Here is a 23,826-nt window from a genome sequence, read left to right on the forward strand (position 1 = left end):
GGCATCCGCATGTGGAAGCCCTCATTCTTCAGTGGTGAGCGATCAGGAAGGCGTGAACGTGGCGCAGAGTCGGATCCTTCGGCGAGCTGGGCTAACAGTATTTCTCGGCTTGGCCGCGTTGCTGTTGTCGGGTTGTTCCATCGACAACGATGTTCTGCGCTTCGGCTTTCCGTCGGGCATTACTCCCCAGGGCAAGTCGATTCGAGAATTGTGGACCTGGTCCGTGGTGGCAGCCCTGATCATGGGCATCATCGTGTGGGCCCTGATCTTCTGGGTGGTCATCTTCCACCGCAAGAAGAAGGACTCGCCCGAGTTCCCGCGTCAGACGGCATACAACGTGCCCTTGGAGCTGTTCTACACCGCAGTTCCCTTCGTCATCATCGCGGTGCTGTTCTACTTCACCGTCGTCGTGCAGAACTACGTCGACGAGAAGGAACCGAATCCGGATGTGACCGTCGACGTGACGGCGTACCAGTGGAACTGGAAGTTCGGCTACCAGACGGTGGACCTGAAGGACGGCGTCGTCAAGTACGACGGCACCGACCTCGAAGCGCAGGCTGCAGCCGAAGCCGCCGCCGATCCAGGTGAGGGTGCCGAAGGTAGCGAGGACGGCGAATTCGTTCCCGGCGCAATCCACGGTGCAAGCCCGCAGGATCTGTCCTACCTGCACTACAACAAGATCGAGACCGTCGGCACCAGCAACGAGATTCCGGTTCTGGTCCTCCCGACCGGTAAGCGCATCGAGTTCGTTCTTGCCTCCTCGGACGTCATCCACGGTTTCTGGGTTCCCGAGTTCCTCTTCAAGCGAGACGTCCTCCCGAACCCGAAGGAAAACCACTCGGACAACGTCTTCCAGATCTCCGAGATCGAACGCGAAGGCGCCTTCGTCGGCCGCTGCACCGAAATGTGCGGCACATTCCACGCCATGATGAACTTCGAGGTGCGCGCAGTATCCCCGGACGACTTCCAGGAATACATCGAGCTTCGCAAGCCCGAATCCGACGGCGGAGAAGGCCTCACCAACGCTCAGGCGCTGGAAGCAATCGGCCAGTCCCCGATCGCCACCAGCACCATCCCGTTCACCACGGACCGCTCGCAGAAGTCCGAATCCGTCGCCGAAGGCAACTGACCCAGGAAGAATGCTGAAATGAAAATCGAAGCCAAGATCTTCGAGATCCTGACTGTCTTCTTTCTTCTCGTCGGGATCGTGTACGCCCTCTTCACCGGATTCTCACGGACCGGCGTCGAATGGGCAGGTGTCACGGCCATCGCACTGTCGGTCGGTCTGACACTCATCATCGGAACGTACTTCCGATTCGTCGCCCGTCGTCTCGACACTCGTCCCGAAGACTTCGACGATGCAGAGATCAGCGACGGCGCAGGCGATCTGGGCTTCTTCAGCCCCGGAAGCTTCTGGCCGATCCTGCTCGCCGGCGCCGCATCGGTCACCGCCATCGGATTCGCGTTCTTCCTCTGGTGGCTCATCGCCTTCGGTGTCGTGCTCGTCCTGTCGGCAGCCGCCGGACTGGTGTTCGAGTACCACCTCGGACCAGAGAAGCACTGAACTCACACAGCTCACACGACGACTGACGCCGACTCCCGATTGGGGGTCGGCGTCAGTCGTTTCTGCGTGTCGTACAGCGGCCACGTAACAGTCTTTGCCCGACGGACTCCGCACGGTGGGTCCAGTGAGTCCCTCAGGACGCGTCGGCCTGACGATCGGCGTCGGCAAGGGTGGCCGCAACCTGATCGAGCGACAAGCCCAGCGTCCGGCACAGAGCCGCAACAGTGAAGAACGCAGGCGTCGGAATCCGGCCCGTCTCGATCTTGCGCAACGTCTCCACCGAAATCCCCGCCTGCGCCGCAACATCCGTCATCGTCCTCGGCCCGCGAGTAGAGCGAAGCAACTCACCCAAGCGAAGACCTCTCGACAGCTCCTCGGGGGACAACGGAATACGAACCATGTCACCAATAGTAATACCGGCCCACGCCGTCCAAGACCTCCGCCTCGCTGGGTAGCCGCACCGAACGTCACGTTCAGTCACTTGGAGTGACCGAACGCCACATTCGGTCCTACAGGTGGACTTTCCGAGGTGACCGAACGTCACGTTCAGTCACTTGGAGTGACCGAACGCCACGTTCGGTCCGCGAGGGAGCCGGGAGGCAGACGGGTGAAGGGTGCCGGATGCAGGAGGGTGGGGGAGGGGAGGGGGTACGACATACGACGAGGGCGGCACCGGATCGGTGCCGCCCTCGTTGTGGTTCTGCGTGTAGCTAGTGCTCGCTGTCGCTTTCCTGGCGTGCGGGTGAGTGATCACCGTTGCCGTTCGAAGCGTGGCCGTTCGAGCCGTTGCCGTTGTGACCGTTGGCCCCGTTGCCGTTGTGGCCGTTGCCGTTGTGGCCGTTGCCGTTGCCGTTGGAACCGTTGCCGTACAGCGACGTCTGGTAGTCCTTCAGCATTTTCAGCTGCTCGAGTTCGCCGTGGTGCAGTGCTTCCTCGAGTGCCTTGCTTTCGGAGACAGGGTCGGGACGGAAGAGCGATCCGGATCCGGGCTTGCCGGCCGAGCCGAGCTTGCTCATCTTCTTCGGGACAGCTGCGCCCTGGTAAGGCAGAGCGATGGGGTGTCCGTGGTCGTCGACAGGTCCGAGCGGCTGGTGCACCTCCACGTACTGACCGTGGGGGAGACGCTTGATGATGCCGGTCTCTATTCCGTGGTCGAGTACTGCGCGGTCACTGCGCTGCAAGCCGATGCAGAAGCGGTAGGCCACGAAGTAGGCGATGGGCGGCAACACCAGTATGCCGATACGGCCGATCCACGTCATTGCGTTCAGGGAGATGTCGAGCTTGTACGCAATGATGTCGTTGATGCAGGAGAGCGTTGCCACCACGTAGAACGCCAGAGCCATGGCACCGATCGCGGTACGGACCGGTACGTCGCGGGGACGCTGCAGCAGGTTGTGATGAGCAGTGTCTCCGGTGAGGCGCTTCTCGATCCACGGGTACGCGATCATCACGGTGAAGACGAGGCCCATGATCAGGGCGACTGCGAACACTGCGGGGATCGTGTAGCGGTTGGCGATGTAGATGTCCCATGCCGGCCACAGTCGGGCCAGTCCGTCCGTCCACATCATGTAGAAGTCGGGCTGCGAGCCGGCGGATACCTGAGCCGGGTTGTACGGGCCGAGGTTCCAGACCGGGTTGATCTGCAGCAGACCGCCCATGAGTGCGAGTACACCGAACGTGACTGCGAAGAACGCACCGGACTTGACGGCGAAGACCGGGAGAATGCGAACGCCGACGACGTTCTTCTCGGTGCGGCCGGGTCCGGGGAACTGCGTGTGCTTCTGGTACCAGACGAGTGCCAGGTGAGCCGCGATCAGCGCGAGGATGATGGCGGGCAGCAATAGAACGTGGGCGACGTACAAGCGCGGGATGATGATCGTGCCGGGGAAGTCGCCGTCGAAGATCAGCCAGTGCAGCCACGTTCCGACGATCGGGACGCTCATCGTGATGCCGGAGAACGCGGCGCGGAGGCCGGTGCCGGAGAGCAGGTCGTCGGGGAGGGAGTATCCGAAGAAGCCTTCGAACATCGCGAGGATCAGCAGCAGGCAGCCGATGACCCAGTTGGCCTCACGGGGGCGACGGAACGCACCGGTGAAGAAGATGCGCATCATGTGGACGATGATCGACGCGGCGAACATCAGCGCTGCCCAGTGGTGGATCTGCCGCATGAACAGACCACCGCGGACCTCGAACGAGATGTCCAGTGTCGTGGCGTACGCCCGAGACATGGTCACACCGCGCAGTGGTTCGTAGATGCCGTTGTACTCGACCTCGCTGAGCGAGGGGTCGAAGAACAGCGTCAGGAAGACACCGGACAGCAACAGGATGATGAAGCTGTACAGCGCGATCTCGCCGAGAAGGAACGACCAGTGCGTCGGGAACACCTTGTTGATCTGACGGCGCAGACCCGGTGCGAGGTGGTACCGACTGTCTACGTCGTTCGCCTGCTTCGCTGCGAGTGTCTGCAGTGAAGGACTCATGATTCACTCTCCGCTTCGCGGTTCGGACGCTCCCAGAAGGCAGGTCCGAGGGCTTCTATGAAGTCCCCGTTGGCAACGAGGAAGCCTTCTTCGTTCACGGTGATCGGCAGCTGTGGCAATGCGCGAGCGGCAGGGCCGAAGATCGGCTTGCCGTATTCCAGCGCGTTGAACTGCGACTGGTGGCACGGGCACAGGATGCGGTTCGTCTGCTGCTCGAACAACGAAGTCGGGCAACCCAAATGCGTGCAAATCTTGGAGTAGGCGAAGTAATCGCCGTAGTTGAAGCTTTCCTGGCCCTTGCGCTTGATGGCCGTCTCCGCGTCCTCGGTACGAAGACGAATGAGCATCACCGAGTTACGAATTCCACGCAGCGACATGAGAAGCGCGTGGTCGTCGTCGCGATCGGCCTCGCGGAACGGGAACACAGTCTCCATGGCTCCGGCATCCATATCCTCGGGGCGGACCAGAACGACGTCGTGTGGCCGTCCGGTATCGCGCCTGAGATAGATCGTCTCTCCAGGGTAGCGCGGCGTCCAGCCGGACACCCAGAGCGGAGACTTGTCACCTTCGGCCCACGGATTCTTGATCAGGCCACCGAGCGGCATCAGCGCCATGATTCCGAGTGCGCCACCGCCGAAGAACAGTGAACGCTTGATGACCTTGCGACGACCGATCGTCGACGTCTCCAGCGAATCGCCGAGTTCGGCGACGACGGTCTTGCGGTCGACCTCGGACGAACCACCGTCGTGGCGGTCCTGGATGGACACCTCTTCGGGGATGAACTTCTTGGTGAACTGGACTGCGCCGACGCCGACACCGAGGATCGCCAGACCCATGGTGAGGCCGATCAACGGGGTGTACAGCGAGTAGGCGCCGTAGTTCTCTTCGCCCATGCCGGCGTACTGCCAGGGCCAGAACAGGTAGATCGCGATGAACGCGACCGCGGACACGCCGGCGAGAGTGAACCAGGCAGCAACGCTGCGCTCGGCCCGCTTCTCTGCGCGGGTGCCCTTCACAGCCCAACGGTCGCGGCGGTACGCGACGTCCACGTGGTCGAGGTTGGTGCCGAGTTCGACCAACTGCTCACGTGTCATACCGGCGAGTTCCTCGTCGGTGTACTTCTTGTTCAGATCCACCTTGTCGACCTTCGCGCTGTCATCGTGGCCATGGCTTGTGCGTTCGGGATCGGCTTCGCTCATGACCGTGATCCGATCCACATCGTCGCGCCGACGACGGCAGCGATTCCGACAACCCAGATAGCAATCATTTCCGTACCGGGTCCGAAGCCGCCGAGTCCCCATCCACCGGGAGCCTTGGTCTCCTGAGCGGACTTCACGTAGGAGATGATGTCGATCTTCTCTTCCTGCGTCAGCTGACGGTCGGAGAATTTCGGCATGTTCTGTGGGCCGCTGATCATGGCCGCGTAGATCTCCTGCTCCGATGCAGGTCCGAGCGGGGGAGCGAACTTACCGGAGGACAGTGCGCCGCCCTCACCGGTGAAGTTGTGGCACGACGCACAGTTCAAGCGGAACAGTTCGCTACCGCGAGCGACGTCGCCGCTGGCGAGCGAGGACTGCGCGATTTCGCCGTTGCTGTCGCGGATGACCGTGGGGCCTCCACCGTTCTCCTGGATGTACGCGCCGAGAGCGTCGATCTGCTTGTCGTCGAACTTCGGTGGCTTACGGATCGCCTGAGCTTCGTTACGTACGGCAGGCATACGTCCCGAGGAGACCTGGAAGTAGACGGCAGCTTCGCCGACGCCGATGAGGCTCGGGCCGCGGTCCTGCACACCCTGCAGGTTGACGCCGTGGCACGTGACGCACGAGGTGTCGTACAACTGCTTGCCTTCGCGGATCAGAGCGGCCGAATCCTGATCGGCCGTCGCGACCTGCGGGGTGGGGGTCAGAGCCGATGCGAGAAATCCTGCACTCAGGAGTCCCATCATCAGCACGAGCGCACCGGTCACACGGCGACGAGTCTTGCGCTTGCGCCTGTTCTTGGCTGCGGCATCGGATGCTGCTGGGGGAGATGAACTCATCTTCTATCCCTTGTCGTGTCGGGACGGACCGAACGGCCTGGGGCTGATACAGGTCGTTCGCTGCGGTTGGCGAAGTGAAAACACTTGATCTGCTTTATGTCTACTAGCGGATGAAGTAAATGGTGGCGAACAACGCGATCCACACGATGTCGACGAAGTGCCAGTAGTAGGACACGACGATCGCGGCGGTGGCCTGTGCCGGCGTGAACTTACTGACAAGCGTTCGAGTGATGAGGAAGACGAATGCGATCAGACCGCCGATGACGTGCAGTCCGTGGAATCCGGTCGTGATGTAGAAGACCGATCCGTAGACGCTCGAGGAGAGCGTCGTGCCTTCGTGAACCATGTGGTAGTACTCGTAGCCCTGTCCGGCCACGAAGAAGATGCCCATCGCCAGGGTGATGACGTACCAGCGTCGCAGTCCGAAGACGTCACCGCGCTCGGCGGCGAAGACCCCGAGCTGGCAGGTGAACGACGACGCGATCAACACGGCGGTGACCGGAACGGCGAGCGCGAGGTTGAGCTCGGTCGGTTCCGGTGGCCAGTTTCCGTTTGCCTGCGCCCTCGCGACGAAGTACATCGCAAAAAGTCCAGCGAAGAACATGAGTTCGCTCGACAGCCACACGATGGTGCCGACGCTGACCATATTGGGACGGTTCAGCGAGTGCACGCGTTGGGTGATTGCCGATCCTTGAGTCCCTACAGCGCTCGTCACAGAAAGAAGTATGACTGCTCGTAGTACCGGAGGCATACTCGGGTCCGGTCTTGGCGCGTCGCCGACGCAGGGGTGATTGCCGGCTCCCGCGTATGGCCAGGTCAAGGGCATCGACCACGCTGCGCATAGGTTGTCGTGCAAGGCTCGCCTCATGGCAACGAACGGTGGCGCATCATGGTTCCGGCGGTTGTTCGGAGGGGCGAAGACTGTTCCTCTCGACCCCGCCAGGGACGATTTGGTGGTAGTGGCATTTTCCTTCGACGACGCCGAATCGTGTTCGACGGCGCTCGGTCGCGGAGCGGCTGCGGGATGGGTCGACACAGCGGAGGCGGTGTTCCGTCATCACCTGGTGTTGCCGCCGGACCAGATCGAGGACGCGACGGCCGTCGCCGCGCAGGACGGGTACGAGCCGGTGATGGATCCGCGCCCGCGCCCGGAGATTCCGACCATCGGTTACCGCCCGAGTGTCGAGGGCGGTGTCGGCCTGACGCTGCAGCGGGTGCAGGTGATCGACGCGTTGCACTGCTCACAGGAACGCTCGCGAATGGCCGGTCTCGCGCAGCGGCGAGGTGGTGTGGTCGAGGGGTGGGATGCGCTGCAACCTGGAGGGGCGTCTCCGTCCGGTGCTGACTAGGCTTTCGGTCGCACGTCGCGGACTGCCGATCGAGGGCGTCGAGCTCTGGAACGGCCGAGGAAGGTATGGGGAGTAGTCGATGACAGATGCGAGCAACGGTGTGCCGAGCAGGACCTGGAAGGCCGTACTCGGTGCGCTGACGTCGAACGTCGATCTCTCCGCCGACGACACGGCCTGGGCGATGGACGAGATCATGTCCGACAACGCCACTGCCGCTCAGATCGCGGCCTTCGGTGTCGCTCTGAAGATGAAGGGTCCGACTCCGGAGGAAGTGAGCGGACTGGCGAACTCGATGCTGGGCCATGCGACCTTGGTCGACAGCGAACCGAATGCCGTCGACGTCGTCGGTACGGGTGGCGACGGCGCCGACACGGTCAACATCTCGACGATGGCCGCCCTCGTCGTGGCGTCGGCCGGAGCTCCGGTAGTCAAACACGGCAACCGTGCTGCGTCTTCGCGAAGTGGGACGACGGATGTGCTCGAGGCCCTCGGAGTGAAGTTCGGGCTCGGAGCGGACGGTGTCGCGACCACGGTCCGAGACGTGGGAATCGGGTTCTGTTTCGCGCCTGTCTACCATCCGGCGCTGCGTTTCGCGGGCCCTCCGCGGAAGGAGATCGGCATCCCGACGGTCTTCAACGTGCTCGGTCCCCTGACCAACCCGGGGCGGCCGCGGGCGGGTCTGATCGGCTGTGCGTTCGACTCGTTGCTTCCCGTCGTGGCCCGGGTGTTCGCCGGTCGTGGCACCAGCGCATTGGTCGTCCGTGGTGACGACGGCCTCGACGAGATAACGCTGTCCACGACGACGACAGTGCACATCGTGTCGGGTGGCGACGTGACGGTGGCCAGGATCGACCCGAGGGACTTCGGGTTCGATCTCGTCGACATCGACGCGCTCCGCGGAGGCGACGCTGCCTTCAACGCGCAGGTGGCTCGGGAGGTGTTCGCCGGCAAGCATGGTGCGGTGCGCGACGCAGTCCTGCTGAACGCCGCTGCGGCACTGACGGCGCACGACGGGATAACGTCCGGGATCGTCGCCGACGACTTGACCGGTCTGCTGAAGCGTGGTGTCGAACGTGCTGCTGCCGCCGTCGATTCCGGAGGAACCGCAAGCCTGCTCGATCGATGGATCGCACGGTCCAACGAACTCGATTGACGGGGTCGCTGCGCCCCGCCGACTACTCGCCTATGGAGAAGCCCGCTTCTATGTCCGCGCTGGAATAGGACTGGAACGCGATGTGGGTGGCGGTGTTCACGACACCGGGCACCTTGTTGATGTGCTGCGTGATCACGTCGGCGATCTGTGCGTGGTCCCTGACCTTGACGATCGCGATGAGGTCCACGTCCCCTGCACACGAGTAGACCTCGGTGACGCCGTCGACGTCCGCGACCGCCTGTGCGGTCTCCGGGATGGCGTGCGACTCGGCATCGATCATGACGATTGCGTTGATCATGCTGCCGAGTTTAGAGCGCCGCACGAAGGTGGGCGCCGACGCCGGTGTCCTCCACCGGTGTGACGGCCATCGCGCGTTCGTGCCTGGACACGGTGCGAGCGGTGGTGCACCACTGCCGCCACCCTCCGGCTCCGTGAACGGGCTCTGCGTATCCGTCGGTGGTCCGGACGATCCTGACGCCGTCGGATTCGAGCCAGCGGCCGACGAGGGCTACTTCCTCCGGTGATGCGCCTCGAAAGGGCGTGGAGTCCGGCACGACGGTTTCCGCGGCTGCCACGATCGCTTCCACGACGGGCATCGGGTGCACTCGGCGCGCGGTGACGGCCGATGCAGCGAGGCGGCCGTGGCGGACCACGGCCAGTTCCCACCCACCGTCCGGCGCACGTCGGGCGACGATCAGCTCGGCGATCGCCGCGATGGCTGCGAGCCGGTGCATCCGGCGTAGAACGTCTGCAAGCGAAGCGAGCCTGTCTCGAAGCCTGGCTGCGGACTCGAACAGCTCGGCATCGGACAGCGCGGAGATTCGATCCCGGGCGGCCTGAAGCGCACAGTCGTCGCGTCCGTGTGCGAGCTCGACGAACCGGCCCGGCAAGATTGCGTACTCGTCGGGCGTGAGTGGCGTGGGGCCACCCGCGGCGCACCCGCCGACAGCTTCGCCCGGACACGCGTGCAGGGAGGTGCGGGGGATGCGGCGAGTGCAGGTACGGATACCGAGTACCTCGGAGACGAGCGCAGCGGCGTCGGCGGCATCACCGCGGGCGCCGAAGGGGCCGATCGAGTTCTCCGTCGGTGAGCGGACGACGGAGAGGCGTGGAAACGCCTCCGTGGTCGTCGTGATCCACCAACCCTTCTTGGGGAACTTGGAGCGGCGGTTGTACGGGGGGATGTGGGCGCACAGAAGTCGAAGCTCGCGCACTCCGGCTTCGAGGGCATGGGCGCATTCGACGTGGTCGACGCCGACGGCGAGGCCCACCATTTCCTTCATGCGGCCACGCGTCTCGGACCCGGTGAAGTAATTGCGCACGCGCCGCTGCAGATTGTTCGACGTGCCGACGTACAGCACCTCGTTGCCCGGTCCCTTGAAGAGATAGACGCCCGGGGTACGGGGTAGGTGAGAGGCGAGTGAGCGTTTGGCTCTCTGCCCGGCCGACACAGCAGGCAGGTAGTCGACGAGTTCCGCGTAGCTGTGGACACCCTGATTGCCCACTCGCTCGATCAAAGCGTGCAGTACGTCGACCGTTGCTCGTGCATCGTCGAGGGCGCGGTGGGTGGGTACGGTGCTGACCTGGAAGAGCGAGGACAGTGCCGACAGTTTCACAGAGGGTGCCTCGTCGCGGGTGAGTACTCGTCGGGCGAGTTTGACCGTGCAGAGCACCTGGAACTTGGGCCAGGCGATGTCCAGCCGTGACGCGGCCGCCCTGAGGAAAGCAGTGTCGAAGCGGGCGTTGTGTGCGACGAGGACCGAGCCGCGGGCGAACTCGAGAAAGCTGGGCAGCACTCGGTCGATCCGAGGGGCGCCGATCAGCATGGCAGTGGTGATCCCGGTGAGCTCGACGATGTACGGCGGAATGGATCGGCCCGGGTCCACCAGCGTCGCGAACTCGGCGATGACCTCGCCGCCCCGAATCTTCACCGCCCCGATCTCGGTGATCGCTTCGGTGTCCGGGCTGCCACCTGTGGTCTCCAGGTCGACTACGACGAACGTCGTGTCGTGCAACGGAGTGTCGAGCTCGTCGAAGCTCAGCTGAATCGGGACGCTCACGAGTGCAGACGGTAGCGACAGGCACCGACAGCAATGCCGATCTTGCTCGGGACGCTGAACGTGTCGGAGTGGATCGCTAGGTTTCGCCGTGAAGGGTCGACCAAACGGGAAAGAGATGGAGATCACATGATCATCGATTGCAGTGATTGCAAGGTCCGTGACATCGCGTGCGCAGACTGTGTCGTGACGGTGTTGCTCGGACCGCCCGGTACGGCCGAGGGGCGTCCGGTGGACGTCGGGATTCCGCGCCCTCGGATAGCGCTCGACCAGGAAGAACTGGGGGCCATGGATGTTCTTGCCGAGAGTGGTCTCGTGCCGAAACTACGTCTCGTCGTCGGCCCGGAACAGGACCCTTCCGGGGGTTCGTTACCGGCTCGTGACACAAGCGGGGATCGACGCGCGATCTAGGGTCGAATCGACTTCTTCGGGTCGCTTCGGCGAGTTGGGGTCGACACAGGGGTATGCCGTTTCGTAATCTTCCTGAGACCTTGCGGAGTCTCGCCAATCCAAACCGGAGCGGCGTCGCAAGTCACCGCCTAATCGGGATGCTCGCGAGAGCGCCCGTACCGGGAACCCGATTTCCATTGGGGTGAATCCTGCTTCGGCCGCTACCAGCGTCCGGGTGGGTAGGGCTGATCTTCCCAGCCCGAACCCGTCAGCTAACTCGGTCGGCGGATGAGTGGAAGAAACGGAGCAACCCTTTCTCGTGGCGTCACATACTTCAACCCGCCAATTGCGTCGAATCCTCGTAGCCGGCGCGATCACTGCCGGTGCGGTCGTTCTGCCCGCAGCCCCCGCAATGGCGGCCCCCATCACCATCCCCGGAGTCGGTACCTTCGAGATTCCGGAAATCCCAGGTCTTCCGCCGCTGCCGACCGAGATCCCCGGTCTGCCTGCGGCTCCCGCACCGCTCGCACCACAGGTCACCCCGGCTGCCAAGGCAGTTCAGGCCGCCGAGTCGAAGATCGGATCGCCGTACGTCTACGGCGCTTCGGGCCCCGACTCGTTCGACTGCTCCGGACTCGTTCAGTGGGCGTACAAGCAGGCCGGCATCAGTCTGCCGCGCACCAGCTACGACCAGGCCGCGGCAGGCACCCCCGTGTCGCAGTCCGACCTGCAGCCGGGCGATGTCGTCTCCTTCTACGGCGGATCGCACTCCGGAATCTACGCGGGCAACGGCAACGTCATCCATGCGTCGACGTCGGGTGTCCCCGTCAAGGTCGCGCCCGTCTCGTCGATGCCGTTCGACGGAGCACGTCGCTACTGATTCGATGATCGTGTGTAAGGACAGCACCAGGAGTGAGCCTCACGGGCTCGCCTGGTGCTGTTTTTCGTCAGGCACCGGTGCGTGGAGCCTGGCAGGTCGCCGAATGGACTCGTCGGCTGCCGAACCGTAACCTGTTCGAGACCGTCGACCTCGATGGAGCAGGATCGAGTTCCGGAAAAAGTCCGAAAATTCGGTCTCGTTCCACGCTCGCGGGCATCTACTCATGGGTAGGGTTTGTTTCTTCGCCGAAAGTTTCATCTCGGCGCACCCCTTTGGACTACGAACTGCAAGAACGGAGAGTCACCTTTCGTGGCGACACCGACTGTCAAGCGCGTCACCCGCTCGAAGAAGGGCATTCTCGCGGCGGCCATTCTCGCGGCCTGCCTCGTCGTCTCCCCAACAGCCGTGGCCGGCGCGCAACCGGGTGTCGACAGTGCGTCCGACGCCCAGACGCGGCTCGCAGATCTGTCCCGGGAGTCCGAGCAGACGACGGAAGCTCTGCACAACGCCCAGATCGACCTGGATGCGAAGACGGCTGTGCAGCAGGACGCCGAAGCCGCTGTAGGTGCGCACCAGGCCGAGCTGGATCGGGCCCAGGAGGCCCTGGCGCAGGTGAAACCGGCCGTGGACAAGGTGGCCAACGCCAACTACCAGGGTGGCCGCACCAACCGCCTGTTCGCCGTGATGGTCAGCGACTCTCCACAGCAGCTCCTCGATCAGATGTCCGCACTCGACGTGATCTCCGCCGAGACGGCGCGTCAGGTGGAGCAGTTCAAGCAGGCCAGTGCCGATGCCGCGGCGGCGGATCAGGCAGCACGTGCCGCGGCCGACGCTGCGCGTGCAGCAGCGGAGCAGGCCAAGGTCGTCAGCGACGATCTTCAGGCCAAGCAGAGCGAGCTCCAAAGTCAGATGGCGGAGGTCATCGCCAGCTTCAACGCACTGTCCGGAGCGGAGCAGGCCGAGCTTGCGGGTTCGCCTCTGCCGCCCGGGTTCGATCTGTCCAAGATTCTGTCCAACCTCATCCCCGGGTCGGGTTCCGGTGCCCTGCAGGCTGGGCTCACCCAGATCGGTAAGCCCTACGTGTGGGGCGCGACCGGACCGGACGGCTTCGACTGCTCGGGCTTGGTCGTGTGGGCCTACAAGCAGGTGGGAAAGACCCTGCCGCGGTCCAGTCAGGCTCAGGCCGCGGGCGGCGCTCCCGTCGATCAGAAGGACCTGCAGCCCGGAGACGTCGTGCTCTTCTACCCCGATGCGTCTCACGTCGGCCTGTACGCGGGCAACGGCAACGTTCTGCACGCCTCGACGTTCGGCGTCCCGGTGAAGGTGCAGTCCATGGCGTCGTTCCCGTACTACGGCGCACGTCGCTACTGATCTTCGTCGTGCGAACGCGGGCGCTTCGTTCGGCGTTCGCGTCGTTGTGTGCAGTGGTCGTGCTCGGTTCCTGCGCGTCCGGAGCAACCACGACTCCACCGCCGAACTCACCGCAGTCGACGACTGTCTCGAACCCTTACGAGGACGGTCGGCGGAACGGCGTCGAGGCGCTGCTGCAGAAATGGGCGGACGCACTCCGCACCAACGACGTCGACGCGTTGGAGCAGGTCGTCGATCCCGCGGCGGATCCCGAGTTTCTGCAGGCCCAGGTCCGTCGAGCGAACGACATGTCCGCAGTCCCCTTCTCGGACTGGGGATACGAACTGGTCGACGAGCCGGAGGTTCCGGTTCCCTCGGCGATCGCGTCGCCGCTGAACGCCGCCGACGTCTGGGCGCCGTCCGTGGTGCTGCGCTACGCAGTGTCCGGACCCGACGCCGAATCGACACGGCGACCGGTTTCCCTGGTGGTGGCGCGGCGTGGTGACGAGTGGCGCATCGTGTCGGACACACCGGTGCCGGGAACGGATCGGACGACGTGGCGCGGGCCGTGGGACTTCGGGCCCGTTATTGCCCGATCGGTTGCCACCGCGGGTGGTACCTCCGTCGTGCTCGGCCATCCGGACCAGAGCGCGCTCGTCGACGCGGTCGTTGCCGAGCTGCCCTCGGCCGTCGATGCCGTCACGAGTTTCTACGGCGACGACTGGCCGCAGTCGGCGTTGATCTTCACCTCCGGATCGGCAGCGGAATTCGCGGCATCGGCCGGAGACGCCACCGCGGAGTCCGACGTCGCCGCCGTGACTGTCTCGGATGCGGTGCGCCAGGACCGGCCGGTGACCGGGCAACGAGTCGTGTTCGGGCCCGCAGCCCCTGCTCGGCTCACCGATGTCACGACCCGAACCGTTCTGCGCCACGAGCTCACCCATGTCGCGGCCAGATCCGACACCGTCGACGGCTCACCCATGTGGGTCCTCGAGGGGTTCGCCGACTATTCGGGCTACCGCGAATCGAATATCGAGTTCGACCGTATCGCACCGACTTTGAGTGCTGTAGTGATGCAGGGAGGTCCACCGACGGTGCTTCCGGAGGATTCCGACTTCGCGGCGGGGGGAGTGCGCACCACGCTCGCGTACGAGTCCGCGTGGTCGGTCTTCGCCTTCGTGGCAGCGGAATTCGGCGAGCCGGCACAGCGCCGGTTGTACATGCAACTCGCCGACGGCCCCAAGACTGCAGTCGAGACAGCGGCGGGCGTCGCCTCCGCTCTGGGAACAGGCTTGGACGAGTTCGTGAGCCGGTGGGGGTCGTGGGTTCTCCAGCAGTCCCGCTGACCTACGGTGAACACATGCCTCGGACTCTGCTGGTGACGAACGACTTTCCACCACGCCCGGGCGGCATCCAGTCCTACCTGCACAGCTTTGCCACACGGTTTCCTGCGGACGAGCTGGTGGTCTACGCGCCGCGGTGGCGCGGAGACAGCCATGTGAAGTTCGACGAGCGTCAGCCGTTCGAGGTGGTTCGGCACCCGACAACGCTGATGCTTCCCACTCCGTTGGTGGCACGGCGGGCGGCGCAGCTGGTGCGGGCGCACGGATGTGATTCGGTGTGGTTCGGCGCGGCGGCACCGCTCGCGGTGATGGCTCCGGTGGTGCGGCGCGCGGGAGCGGAGACAGTCGTCGCTAGTACACACGGTCACGAGGTGGGGTGGTCGATGGTTCCCGGTGGGCGGGGAACCCTGCGCATCATCGGCAACACCGTCGATACGGTGACCTACGTCAGCAAATACACCCGAGGCAGATTCGCCGCGGCATTCGGTCCACGTGCAGCCCTCGAACACGTTCCGTCCGGAGTGGACACCGACCGTTTCGCACCGGACGCCGGTGCGCGAGCCGAGCTGCGGGCTCGATACGGACTCGGAGACCGTCCGACTGTTCTGTGCCTGTCCCGGCTGGTACCGAGGAAGGGGCAGGACTATCTGATCCGATCGATCGAGGGCATTCGGGCGAAGGTGGACGGCGCGGTCCTGGTGATCGTCGGAGGCGGTCCCTACGAAGGAGCCCTGCGCACGTTGGCACGCAAGGCCGGTGTCGAGGAGCACGTGATCTTCACCGGGACCGTCCCTTCCGCCGAGCTGGCGGCTCATCACACGATCGCCGACGTGTTCGCGATGCCCAGCCGGACGCGAGGCGCCGGTCTCGACGTCGAAGGTCTCGGCATCGTCTACCTCGAAGCGTCCGCGACCGGAGTCCCCGTCGTCGCCGGAATGTCCGGTGGCGCACCGGAAACCGTCCTCGAAGGCAAGACCGGCTTGGTGGTCGACGGCACGTCGGTCGATGCGATCACCGACGCCGTCGTACGGATACTCTCCGATCGAGCGCTCGCGACGTCGATGGGAAACGCAGGTCGCTCCTGGGTCCGAGCCGAGTGGCAGTGGGACGCATTGGCAGCGAAGCTTCGACGCTTGCTGTGATGGAAGCCGGGAAAGTCCAGGCTTCCATCACAGGCGACGTTCACTTGGAGTAGATGGCCTCGATGTCCTTGGCGTACGACGCCGTGATGACGTTGCGCTTGAGCTTCATGGTCGGTGTCATCTCACCGGCGTCCTCGGTGAAATCGCCTGGGAGTACTCGGTACTTCTTGATCGCTTCGGCGTGCGAGACGGTGGTGTTCGCGTCCGCCACAGCCGAATCGAGGTCGGCGATGAGATCGGGGTCGGTCGCGAGATCCGCAGCCTTCGCGTCGGCGGACTTGCCGTGTGCGTCCTTCCATCCCGACAGTGCGTCCTCGTCGAGCGTGATGAGGGCGCCGATGAACGGCTTCTGATCGCCGACGACGATGGCCTGACTGACGAGTGGGTGCGCGCGCAACCGGTCCTCGAGCCCTGCCGGCGACACGTTCTTTCCGCCTGCTGTGACGATGAGTTCCTTCTTGCGGCCGGTGATCGTGATGTATCCGTCGCCGTCCACCGAACCCAGATCTCCTGTGCGGAACCACCCTTCGTCCAAGGACTCGGCCGATGCCTCGTCGTTGCGCCAATAGCCGTCGAACACCACCGGGCCGCGGAGTTGGATCTCACCGTCCTCGGCGATACGGACCGTGTTGCCGGGGAGCGGTCGTCCGACGCTGCCGACGCGTTGGTGGCCGATCGTGTTGACCGCGAATGCTGCGCTGGTCTCGGTGAGTCCGTAGCCTTCGAAGATCGGTATGCCGATACCTCGGTAGAAGTGGCCGAGGCGTGCACCGAGCGGCGCGCCACCGGAGATCGCGAGTTGGCACTGTCCGCCCAGCGCGGCCCGCAACTTCGAGTAGACGAGTTTGTCGAACACAGCGTGCTTGACCCTCAGAACCAGACCGGCGCCTGTGTCCTGTGCTTCGCTCCACGCCACGGCAGTGTCCGCGGCTGCATCGAAGACCTTGCCCTTGCCGTCCGCGTGTGCTTTCTGCTTGGCAGTGTTGTAGACCTTCTCGAACACGCGGGGCACCGAGAGTATGAAGTCCGGGCGGAAGGAACCGAACGTCGCGACGAGATTGGGGATGTCGCTCGTGTGTCCGACGGCTGTGCCGGCGTCGAACGCGGCGATCGTGACCGCGCGAGCGAGAACGTGCGCCAACGGCAGGAACATCAACGTCCGGCTGCCGGGACGCAGCAACTCCTTCAGCGACGTCTCGCGAATTCCACGCGACTCGGCGACGAGGTTCGCGTGCGTCAACTGCACACCTTTGGGTCGCCCGGTGGTGCCGGAGGTGTAGATGAGCGTCGCTGGATCAGAGGAGCGCAGAGCGTCGACACGCGTGCGTACGGCGTTGTCCTCGACGGTTGCTCCGAGCTCGGTCAACCGAGCAACGGCTCCGTCCTCGTCGTTGCCTGCGTCGATCCGGAACGTCGTCCGAACCGATTCTGCGGCGGCGACCACGTCCGCTGTGTCGGTGACGTGCTTCTCGGTCTCGAGGATCAGCAGAACAGGTCGGGCGTCGGACAGGATCCATTCCACCTGACCCGCCGACGAGGTTTCGTAGATCGGGACCGTGACGCCGCCCGAGGCCCAGATCGCGTAGTCCACGACCGTCCATTCGTACCGAGTCGACGACATGAGCCCGACGCGATCGCCCTGTTCGACTCCCGCGGCGATCAAGCCCTTCGCGACGGCGTTCACTTCCGTGGCGAACTGCTCGGCGGTGACATCGGACCAGGAACCGTCGACGGACCGGCGAAATGCGACCGACCGAGGTTCGGAGGCTGCCCGAGCGAACACGGTGTCCACGACCGACGCAGATTCTTCGACGACAAAAGCGGCGGGAGATGTGAACTCGCGCACGGTGACCTCCAATGAACGTTAGCTCTACTCACGAGTAGTCGGATTCGTCTCACTGTAGACCCGGTTGCGAGGCCGGTTCGACCGCCTCGTGCGCGCGCTGAAGTCCCGATGTGTGAAGCTCATCTCATGAGCAGTGTCCAAGTAGCCGATCAGACGTTCGTCGCTGCGCCGGGTTCCGCCGTGGCGGAGTCGCTGGGGCATCCGAGGCGTTGGCGCCGATGGTGGCCGGACCTCCGCGTCGACGTCACCGACGATCGCGCCGACAAAGGCTTCAGGTGGTCTGTCGAAGGCGCCCTCACGGGAACGATGGAGGTCTGGCTCGAGCCCGTTCCGAAGCTCGACGGCGTCGTACTCCATTACTTTCTGCACGCGGAGCCGGCCGTCCGGACGTCCATCGACCTCGCCGCGGAGAATCGACGACGACGGGTAGCAGGCAAGGCAATGGCGTTCGAAGTGAAACGGGAGCTCGAGGCGGGACGCGCGGCAGGTGAGCGGCCGTTGTGCGACCCGCCTGCCATCGTGTGAGATGAAGGACGGCAGTGCTCCCGGCACGGGTGACGTACGTACCTGCCGATGACATGAACAAGTGCGGCGTGAGAACAGAAGGGACACCGAGTAACCACGATGGCCGAGAGAACTCAGAGGTCGATCACAGTCGATGCTCCGTCCGCGCAGGTGATGGACGTGATCGCGGACTTCGATGCCTACCCGTCCTGGGTGTCGGCGGCGAAGTCCGTCGAGGTCGTCGCGGCCGGATCCGACGGTCGCGCGGAGCGGGTGAAGTTCGTACTGGACGCGGGCATGGTCAAGGACACCTACGAGCTGAGTTACCAGTGGGCGGCGGATGGAAAGTCCGTGTCCTGGGAACTGGTGTCGGGTGAGATGCAGAAATCGCAGAACGGCTCGTACACGTTGAAGGACAACGCAGCCGGCGGTACCGAGGTCACGTACGAACTCGCCGTGGACCTGAACATTCCGATGATCGGTCTGTTCAAGCGGAAGGCAGAGAAGGTCATCACCGACACTGCACTCAAAGAACTGAAGAAGCGAGTCGAAGGCTGACCGAGGCCCGTTCCGATGCCCGCACTGCAGTCCGGCTGTTCGTCGGTAAAGGCGGTGCGGGCAAAACGACGTTTGCGCTGAAGTCGGCTATCGACGACGTCCGGGCGGGATCGCGAGCTCTCGTCGTCTCGTTCGATCAAGCGCACTCGGTGACCGACGTGCTCGGCGTGAACAACGGCCGAGCGGGCGGCGCCGAGCCCGCGGCGGTCGAGCCCGGATTGGACGTTCTCGAACTGGACACTCTGGCCCTGGTGGCGACGAAATACGCCGCGTTGACCTCCATCCTGTCCATGGCCGGCGCCGGCCACGAACACGGAGTCCGGTTCGGTGCGGTCGATCCCGAGGAGATCATCGGCGCTCCAGGGGTGCAGGAACTCGTCGGTCTCGATCGGTTGGTCGATCTCATAGACCAATCCCGTTGGGACACTGTGTTCGTCGACCTTCCGGCCACCGCGGACGCACTGCGCATTCTTCAACTGCCGGACCTCGTTGCCGGGTATCTCGAACGGCTCTGGCCGCGCCACGACCGGATCGTCGCCGGAACCGGCACGGACCCGAGACTGACCCTCGTCGTCGCGATGCTGGAGAACATCGTCACCGCGGCGGAACGTATCAGGGAACTGTTCCTCGACCACTCTCGAACATCGATGACGGTGGTGCTCACCCCGGACCGAGTCGGCGTCGCCGAAGCCAGGCGGACGTTGTCCGCGGCTGCGCTGACGGGTCTGGCCGTGGACACGATCGTCGTCAACAAAGTTCTGCCGCTGCTCAATTCGTCGTCGATCGGCTTGGTCGGAGCGCACCCCGCCGTCTTCTGGTTCGAAGGGTGGCGGTCCGCTCAACAGGAGGTTCTCGGAGAGGTGTCCGACCTGGCGGCAGGTACGGCCGTCGTCGTCGTGGAACAGGCGTCCCAGGAGCCGGTAGGGTTGGTCTCTCTTGCTGCACTGAACACGCAACGGACCACCGACACGACGGACGAGCGACCGGGAACGGACACGCCGACCGTCGCGCACGAGTCAGGAACAGGGTTGGAGTCGATCTACGCGATGACGATGGTTCTGCCGCTCGTCGATCCGTCGACCCTCACTCTCGGACGCGTGGACGACGACGTGATCATCGGGGCCGACGGCGTTCGCAGGCGCGTTCGGCTCGCTTCCGTCTTGAGGCGATGCATCGTGCTCGGTGCGGAGTTCGACGCCGGGCGCCTCGTCATCCGTTTCCGTCCCGACCCGGCGGTGTGGCCGGCATGAAGGTCAGTGCGCGGGACGCTCGTCGGGGCGTGAGTTCGACGTGAACGAGCGCCATTCGGATGTCGCGGCTGAATTGTGGTCGCTCGCGGAGACGGTGCTGACGAGGTTGGAACCTGTTCTCCGTCAGGCTGTCGAGGAGCAGAGCGAACGACCGAAGCAGGGGTGCAGTTGGTGCCCGGTCTGCGCGCTGGCTGCCTTGCTGCGGGGGGAGCAGCACGACCTGTTGACACTGCTCGCCTCCGAGGGTGCGACGGTTCTGGCGTTGCTGAGGCAGATCATGGCCGAGCACGCGGGCCGCCCTGCTCCTGGTGAGGGCTACGCCGGTGCACGCGACACCGCAGCGTCGTCGTCGGTGGAAGACACCTCCGGTGACATGCCTCACGGCGGGGACAGCACTGTCGGGCACGACACGGAAGACCCGATAGTTCGACGAGCGAAGTTCGTTCCGATTACGGTTACCGTGAAAGATGCGGCCACCGAGAAGCCCGGGAACTGACGGACAGCCGTTCCTGGGGTGGCCGAAGCACGAAAGCTCGAGATAGCCGTTGGGGGCGGCCGAGAAAGGTCGGACAATGAAACGGCAGCGTCAATCACTCACGATCGGTATCGACGTCGGAGGCACCAGTTTGCGTGCGTCCGTTGTCGACGCGTCCGGTCAGGTCATCGATTCCACCCAGTCGCCGACGCCGCACACCGCTGCGGCCCTCGAGCGCGGGTTGGAGCGTGTCGTCCGCGAACTCGCGACTCGGCACCCCGTGGAGGCAGTCGGTCTGGCGGTCGCAGGTTTCCTCGATTCCGATCGAACGTCGGTCCGATTCGCCCCGCATCTCCCATGGGTGGGTAGCCCGGTAGCCAAACGGATGAGCGATCGTATCGGGTTGCCCGTCGTGCTGGAGCACGACGCGAACTCGGCGGCGTGGGCCGAGTACCGATTCGGTGCTGCAGCCGACGGGCGCAACGTCGTGATGGTCGCCATCGGAACGGGTATCGGTGCCGCGCTTCTGATCGACGGCAAGATCTACCGCGGAAGTTACGGTGTGGCACCGGAACTCGGGCATATCCAAGTTGTCCCCGACGGTCGTGCCTGCCCCTGTGGCAAGCGAGGTTGCTGGGAACGGTACTGCAGCGGAACGGCATTGGTGGACACTGCGGTCGAATTTCTTGCCGCAGATCAGGGTTCGTCGACAATTCTGGCCCGTGAGGTCTTTCTCGATCCCGGTTCGCTGACGGGACGGAGGATCGCCTCGGCGGCTCAGGACGGCGACGAGATCGGTATCCGCACCATGCACGAGTTCTCTCGGTGGCTCGGTGTCGGGCTGTCCATGGTGAGCGATGTCTACGATCCCGATCTGATCGTGATCGCCGGCGGAGTGGCGACGTCGTCCAGTCAATTTCTCAACGAAGCGACCGAGCACTGTGCACGCCTGGTGACGGGTGCGGGGCACCGCCCACTCGCGACCATCCGCGCCACCCAGCTAGGCGAAGCCGCCGGAATGATCGGTGCGGCCGACCTTGCACGAAGCGCGTTCTCGACGGCGTCGCACTGACGCAGGCGAGGCCTCGCGCCGACGGTCCGGACGCGACCTCACGGTCCGGTTCTGTGATGCTTCTCCCGTGTGCGCACTATCTGTGGCTGGCGTCATAAACGGTAGGTACAGTTTCCTCTGCACCCGATACTCGACATCGTTGGTCTCACCAGGAAGGACGCCATGTGGTACTGGCTGTTCAAGTACGTCCTCATCGGTCCGCTCCTGGTTGCACTGGGTAGGCCGACGATAGAGGGCCTCGAGAACATTCCTGCGCGAGGACCGATGATCCTCGCCAGCAACCATCAGGCGGTTCTCGACTCGTTCTACCTGCCGCTGAAAGTGCAGCGGCGCATCACGTTCCTCGCGAAGAGCGAGTACTTCACCGGCCCCGGGCTCAAGGGCGCATTCCAGAAGTGGTTCTTCACCGCGGTCGGTCAGGTCCCCATCGACCGGACCGGAGCGGATGCGGCGCAGGACGCGTTGAATGCAGGCGCGCGAGTCATCGGCAAGGGCAAGCTCCTCGGTATCTATCCCGAGGGCACCCGTTCGCCCGACGGTCGGTTGTACAAGGGCAAGACGGGCATGGCGCGGCTTGCTCTGCAGACCGGTGTTCAGGTGGTTCCCGTCGCGATGATCGGCACCGACAAGATGAACCCCATCGGTTCCAAGATGTGGCGGCCGGCGAAGATCACCATCAAGATCGGTAAGCCCATCGACTTCTCGCGCTTCGACGGCATGGCGGGCAACCGCTTCGTCGAGCGCGCAGTCACCGACGAAGTCATGTACGACCTGATGTTGCTGTCCGGTCAGGAGTACGTGGACGTGTACGCGGCGTCGATGAAGAAGAAGCCCGAGGACTCCGCCGTCGCAGGTTCCGAGCGAATCCCGGACACCCGCGCGAGCTGAGTGTTCTGCGGGGTCGTCAGGACGAAGACGGGGTTCGACCGACTCCGGGCGAGCGAAGCAGCGCGATGACGACGACGAGAGCAGCGGCGCCCCAGAGAACGTACGACGACGCCGCTACCTGGTCCCACAGCGGCCACCCGAGTCCCGAGTAGCGGCCGGGTGCCAGCCGCCAGTGCGGCGCGAAGTGCATCAGGACGACGCCGACGCCGACGAACGCCAGCGTCAGGTAGCTACGCCTGCGGTAGGCGAGTGCAGAAAGTGCCACCATGAACGGAACCACCCATACCCAGTGGTGAGACCAGGACACCGGAGACACCAGCAAACCGAAGATCGCGTTCACTCCCAGGGCCAGGGCGCCTTGCCCGGCCGAGAAAGCTCGGCGCATCGCAAGCGCCGCCACCGCGAGGACGCAGCACGACAGGGCGATCCAGAGAACCGAGCGAAGCGAATCGTCGAGTCCGAATCGCGCGAGCACACCGGTGATGCTCTGATTCGCGGGGTACGCGGGCCTACCGATTCGGTCGGAATCGATCAATGTGTCGGTCCAGTAGGTCACCGAGTCCGAGAACGTGATCAGGAATCCGAGTGCGGTGAACGCAGCAAAGCTGATACCGGCCACGACGGCAGCACGAAAGTCCTTGCGAAGCAGGAAGTACAGGACGAAAACGGCAGGTGTCAGCTTCACCGCGGCAACGAAACCGATGAGGAGTCCGCGCGGCCACGGAGTCTTACGAAGCAGGCAGTCGGCGGCGACGAACGCCATCAGCACGATGTTGATCTGCCCGTAGTCGAGAGTCGAGAACACAGGCTCGAGCAGAAGCGCAGCGGCGAAGATCCCGGCCGCGGACCACAACAGAACAGGACCGGGTAGGTGCTGTTCCCTCCATGCGGACACCGAGGCGCCGAGGGAAGACGCCACGCCGAGCGACCTCAACGTCAGCACGATGGTGGCGAACAGCAACACCAGCGACACACTCGTCACGATGATGTTCGCCCAGTACAGGCTCACCGCGGACAACGGACTGAACAGAACAGCGGCAATGGGCGGGTACGTGAAGGGAAGAGTGTTGCCCAGCGCAGTCGGAGGCATCTGCCCGTACAACGGCGAACCGGACGCGAACACGCCACCGCCGATTCGGTAGACGTCCAGGTCGATCCGGTAGTAGTTCCCAAGAGGTGTCAGCCCACGTAAACCGGGCAAGCCGAGAATGTTGTACGCGATGCCCGCCAACGCTGCGGCCGCGATGATCACGCACACGGCGACGAGCGACGGCGACGTGCGACGTCGCGTCGATCCCGCCGACGGATCCGCGGCGATCTCGGGTGTTTCCAGCATCGTGTTCCTTCTGCGTGCTCGATAGCGATTGACGACGGTGTGGCACCACCCACCCCGATTCTTCCGCAGGCTCCACTCACTGCTGAGCCTGATTCATTCCGCAGGCTCCACTCACTGCTGAGCCTGATTCATTCCGCAGGCTCCACTCACG

General features: G+C 64.3%; 24 protein-coding genes and 1 riboswitch. Of the genes, 15 read left to right on the plus strand and 9 right to left on the minus strand.

Annotated elements, in window-relative coordinates; all coding sequences use genetic code 11:
• Positions 1-52 precede the first annotated feature (52 nt).
• Positions 53-1,129, plus strand: a complete 1,077-nt coding sequence (gene ctaC / locus H292_RS0115215; protein WP_026347926.1) for an aa3-type cytochrome oxidase subunit II — start codon at positions 53-55, stop codon at positions 1,127-1,129.
• 18 nt (positions 1,130-1,147) lie between these two features.
• On the plus strand, positions 1,148-1,564 hold the full coding sequence (locus H292_RS0115220) for a cytochrome c oxidase subunit 4 (RefSeq protein ID WP_019665972.1): 417 nt from the start codon (positions 1,148-1,150) through the stop codon (positions 1,562-1,564).
• 133 nt (positions 1,565-1,697) lie between these two features.
• On the opposite strand, the gene H292_RS27895 is transcribed toward H292_RS0115220, so the two are convergent.
• From H292_RS27895 to ctaE, 5 genes are all read right to left on the minus strand, one after another.
• Positions 1,698-1,964, minus strand: coding sequence for a helix-turn-helix domain-containing protein (locus H292_RS27895; protein WP_027498845.1), 267 nt, complete (start codon positions 1,962-1,964; stop codon positions 1,698-1,700).
• Positions 1,965-2,274: 310 nt separating this feature from the next.
• Positions 2,275-4,044: a cytochrome bc1 complex cytochrome b subunit gene (qcrB, locus tag H292_RS0115230; RefSeq protein WP_020111963.1), complete on the minus strand. Its 1,770-nt coding sequence runs from the start codon at positions 4,042-4,044 to the stop codon at positions 2,275-2,277.
• Entirely contained in the window at positions 4,041-5,243 is a 1,203-nt protein-coding gene (qcrA, locus tag H292_RS0115235; RefSeq protein ID WP_371828572.1) for a cytochrome bc1 complex Rieske iron-sulfur subunit, read from the minus strand. Before qcrA ends, qcrB begins: the two co-directional genes overlap by 4 nt.
• Positions 5,240-6,082, minus strand: coding sequence for a cytochrome bc1 complex diheme cytochrome c subunit (gene qcrC, locus H292_RS0115240; RefSeq protein ID WP_019665968.1), 843 nt, complete (start codon positions 6,080-6,082; stop codon positions 5,240-5,242). The genes qcrA and qcrC overlap by 4 nt, the downstream gene beginning before the upstream one ends.
• Positions 6,083-6,185: 103 nt before the next feature.
• Positions 6,186-6,797: an aa3-type cytochrome oxidase subunit III gene (ctaE, locus tag H292_RS0115245; RefSeq protein WP_026347923.1), complete on the minus strand. Its 612-nt coding sequence runs from the start codon at positions 6,795-6,797 to the stop codon at positions 6,186-6,188.
• A 151-nt stretch (positions 6,798-6,948) separates the two neighbouring features.
• Between ctaE and H292_RS0115250 the strand changes: the two genes are divergently transcribed.
• Together H292_RS0115250 and trpD are read left to right on the plus strand one after the other, a co-directional pair.
• On the plus strand, positions 6,949-7,431 hold the full coding sequence (locus tag H292_RS0115250) for a hypothetical protein (RefSeq protein WP_026347922.1): 483 nt from the start codon (positions 6,949-6,951) through the stop codon (positions 7,429-7,431).
• A 79-nt stretch (positions 7,432-7,510) separates the two neighbouring features.
• The gene (trpD, locus tag H292_RS0115255; RefSeq protein WP_026347921.1) at positions 7,511-8,584 is read left to right on the plus strand and encodes an anthranilate phosphoribosyltransferase; all 1,074 of its coding nucleotides are present in this window, start codon (positions 7,511-7,513) and stop codon (positions 8,582-8,584) included.
• 22 nt (positions 8,585-8,606) lie between these two features.
• Here the strand turns inward: trpD and H292_RS0115260 are convergent, their stop codons facing one another.
• On the minus strand, positions 8,607-8,882 hold the full coding sequence (locus H292_RS0115260; protein WP_019665964.1) for an Lrp/AsnC family transcriptional regulator: 276 nt from the start codon (positions 8,880-8,882) through the stop codon (positions 8,607-8,609).
• A gap of 10 nt (positions 8,883-8,892) precedes the next feature.
• Positions 8,893-10,644, minus strand: a complete 1,752-nt coding sequence (locus tag H292_RS0115265; RefSeq protein ID WP_019665963.1) for a DEDD exonuclease domain-containing protein — start codon at positions 10,642-10,644, stop codon at positions 8,893-8,895.
• Between the two features lie 126 nt (positions 10,645-10,770).
• On the opposite strand from H292_RS0115265, the gene H292_RS0115270 reads away from it, so the two are divergent.
• The 5 genes from H292_RS0115270 to H292_RS0115290 all read left to right on the plus strand — a co-directional run bounded on the left by H292_RS0115270 (position 10,771) and on the right by H292_RS0115290 (position 15,746).
• A complete protein-coding gene (locus H292_RS0115270) occupies positions 10,771-11,052 on the plus strand; it encodes a hypothetical protein (RefSeq protein ID WP_019665962.1) in 282 nt (93 codons plus the stop codon).
• Between the two features lie 115 nt (positions 11,053-11,167).
• Positions 11,168-11,333: riboswitch (cyclic di-AMP (ydaO/yuaA leader) on the plus strand.
• 44 nt (positions 11,334-11,377) lie between these two features.
• A complete protein-coding gene (locus tag H292_RS0115275) occupies positions 11,378-11,911 on the plus strand; it encodes a C40 family peptidase (RefSeq protein ID WP_020111964.1) in 534 nt (177 codons plus the stop codon).
• Between the two features lie 309 nt (positions 11,912-12,220).
• Complete coding sequence (locus tag H292_RS0115280; protein WP_019665960.1) at positions 12,221-13,282, plus strand: C40 family peptidase; 1,062 nt, start codon at positions 12,221-12,223, stop codon at positions 13,280-13,282.
• A gap of 8 nt (positions 13,283-13,290) precedes the next feature.
• Complete coding sequence (locus H292_RS0115285) at positions 13,291-14,607, plus strand: hypothetical protein (RefSeq protein ID WP_019665959.1); 1,317 nt, start codon at positions 13,291-13,293, stop codon at positions 14,605-14,607.
• 14 nt (positions 14,608-14,621) lie between these two features.
• On the plus strand, positions 14,622-15,746 hold the full coding sequence (locus tag H292_RS0115290) for a glycosyltransferase family 4 protein (RefSeq protein ID WP_027498847.1): 1,125 nt from the start codon (positions 14,622-14,624) through the stop codon (positions 15,744-15,746).
• Between the two features lie 40 nt (positions 15,747-15,786).
• On the opposite strand, the gene H292_RS0115295 is transcribed toward H292_RS0115290, so the two are convergent.
• Entirely contained in the window at positions 15,787-17,592 is a 1,806-nt protein-coding gene (locus H292_RS0115295; RefSeq protein ID WP_026347918.1) for an AMP-dependent synthetase/ligase, read from the minus strand.
• Positions 17,593-17,718: 126 nt separating this feature from the next.
• Between H292_RS0115295 and H292_RS0115300 the strand changes: the two genes are divergently transcribed.
• From H292_RS0115300 to H292_RS0115325, 6 genes are all read left to right on the plus strand, one after another.
• A complete protein-coding gene (locus H292_RS0115300; protein WP_026347917.1) occupies positions 17,719-18,117 on the plus strand; it encodes a hypothetical protein in 399 nt (132 codons plus the stop codon).
• A gap of 99 nt (positions 18,118-18,216) precedes the next feature.
• Positions 18,217-18,654 (plus strand): SRPBCC family protein, encoded by a 438-nt coding sequence (locus tag H292_RS0115305; RefSeq protein ID WP_019665955.1) that lies wholly within the window; start codon positions 18,217-18,219, stop codon positions 18,652-18,654.
• Positions 18,655-18,689: 35 nt separating this feature from the next.
• Complete coding sequence (locus tag H292_RS0115310; protein WP_080748663.1) at positions 18,690-19,904, plus strand: ArsA family ATPase; 1,215 nt, start codon at positions 18,690-18,692, stop codon at positions 19,902-19,904.
• A 40-nt stretch (positions 19,905-19,944) separates the two neighbouring features.
• The gene (locus tag H292_RS0115315; RefSeq protein ID WP_019665953.1) at positions 19,945-20,400 is read left to right on the plus strand and encodes a hypothetical protein; all 456 of its coding nucleotides are present in this window, start codon (positions 19,945-19,947) and stop codon (positions 20,398-20,400) included.
• Positions 20,401-20,476: 76 nt separating this feature from the next.
• Positions 20,477-21,451: an ROK family protein gene (locus H292_RS0115320; RefSeq protein WP_019665952.1), complete on the plus strand. Its 975-nt coding sequence runs from the start codon at positions 20,477-20,479 to the stop codon at positions 21,449-21,451.
• A gap of 162 nt (positions 21,452-21,613) precedes the next feature.
• Positions 21,614-22,339 (plus strand): lysophospholipid acyltransferase family protein, encoded by a 726-nt coding sequence (locus tag H292_RS0115325; RefSeq protein ID WP_019665951.1) that lies wholly within the window; start codon positions 21,614-21,616, stop codon positions 22,337-22,339.
• Positions 22,340-22,355: 16 nt separating this feature from the next.
• Here H292_RS0115325 and H292_RS0115330 read toward each other — a convergent pair whose 3' ends face one another.
• Positions 22,356-23,675, minus strand: a complete 1,320-nt coding sequence (locus H292_RS0115330) for a glycosyltransferase 87 family protein (RefSeq protein WP_020111966.1) — start codon at positions 23,673-23,675, stop codon at positions 22,356-22,358.
• Positions 23,676-23,826 lie beyond the last annotated feature (151 nt).

The organism is Rhodococcus sp. 114MFTsu3.1 (genome assembly GCF_000383555.1).
Classification (GTDB): Bacteria; Actinomycetota; Actinomycetes; order Mycobacteriales; family Mycobacteriaceae; genus Rhodococcoides; species Rhodococcoides fascians_E.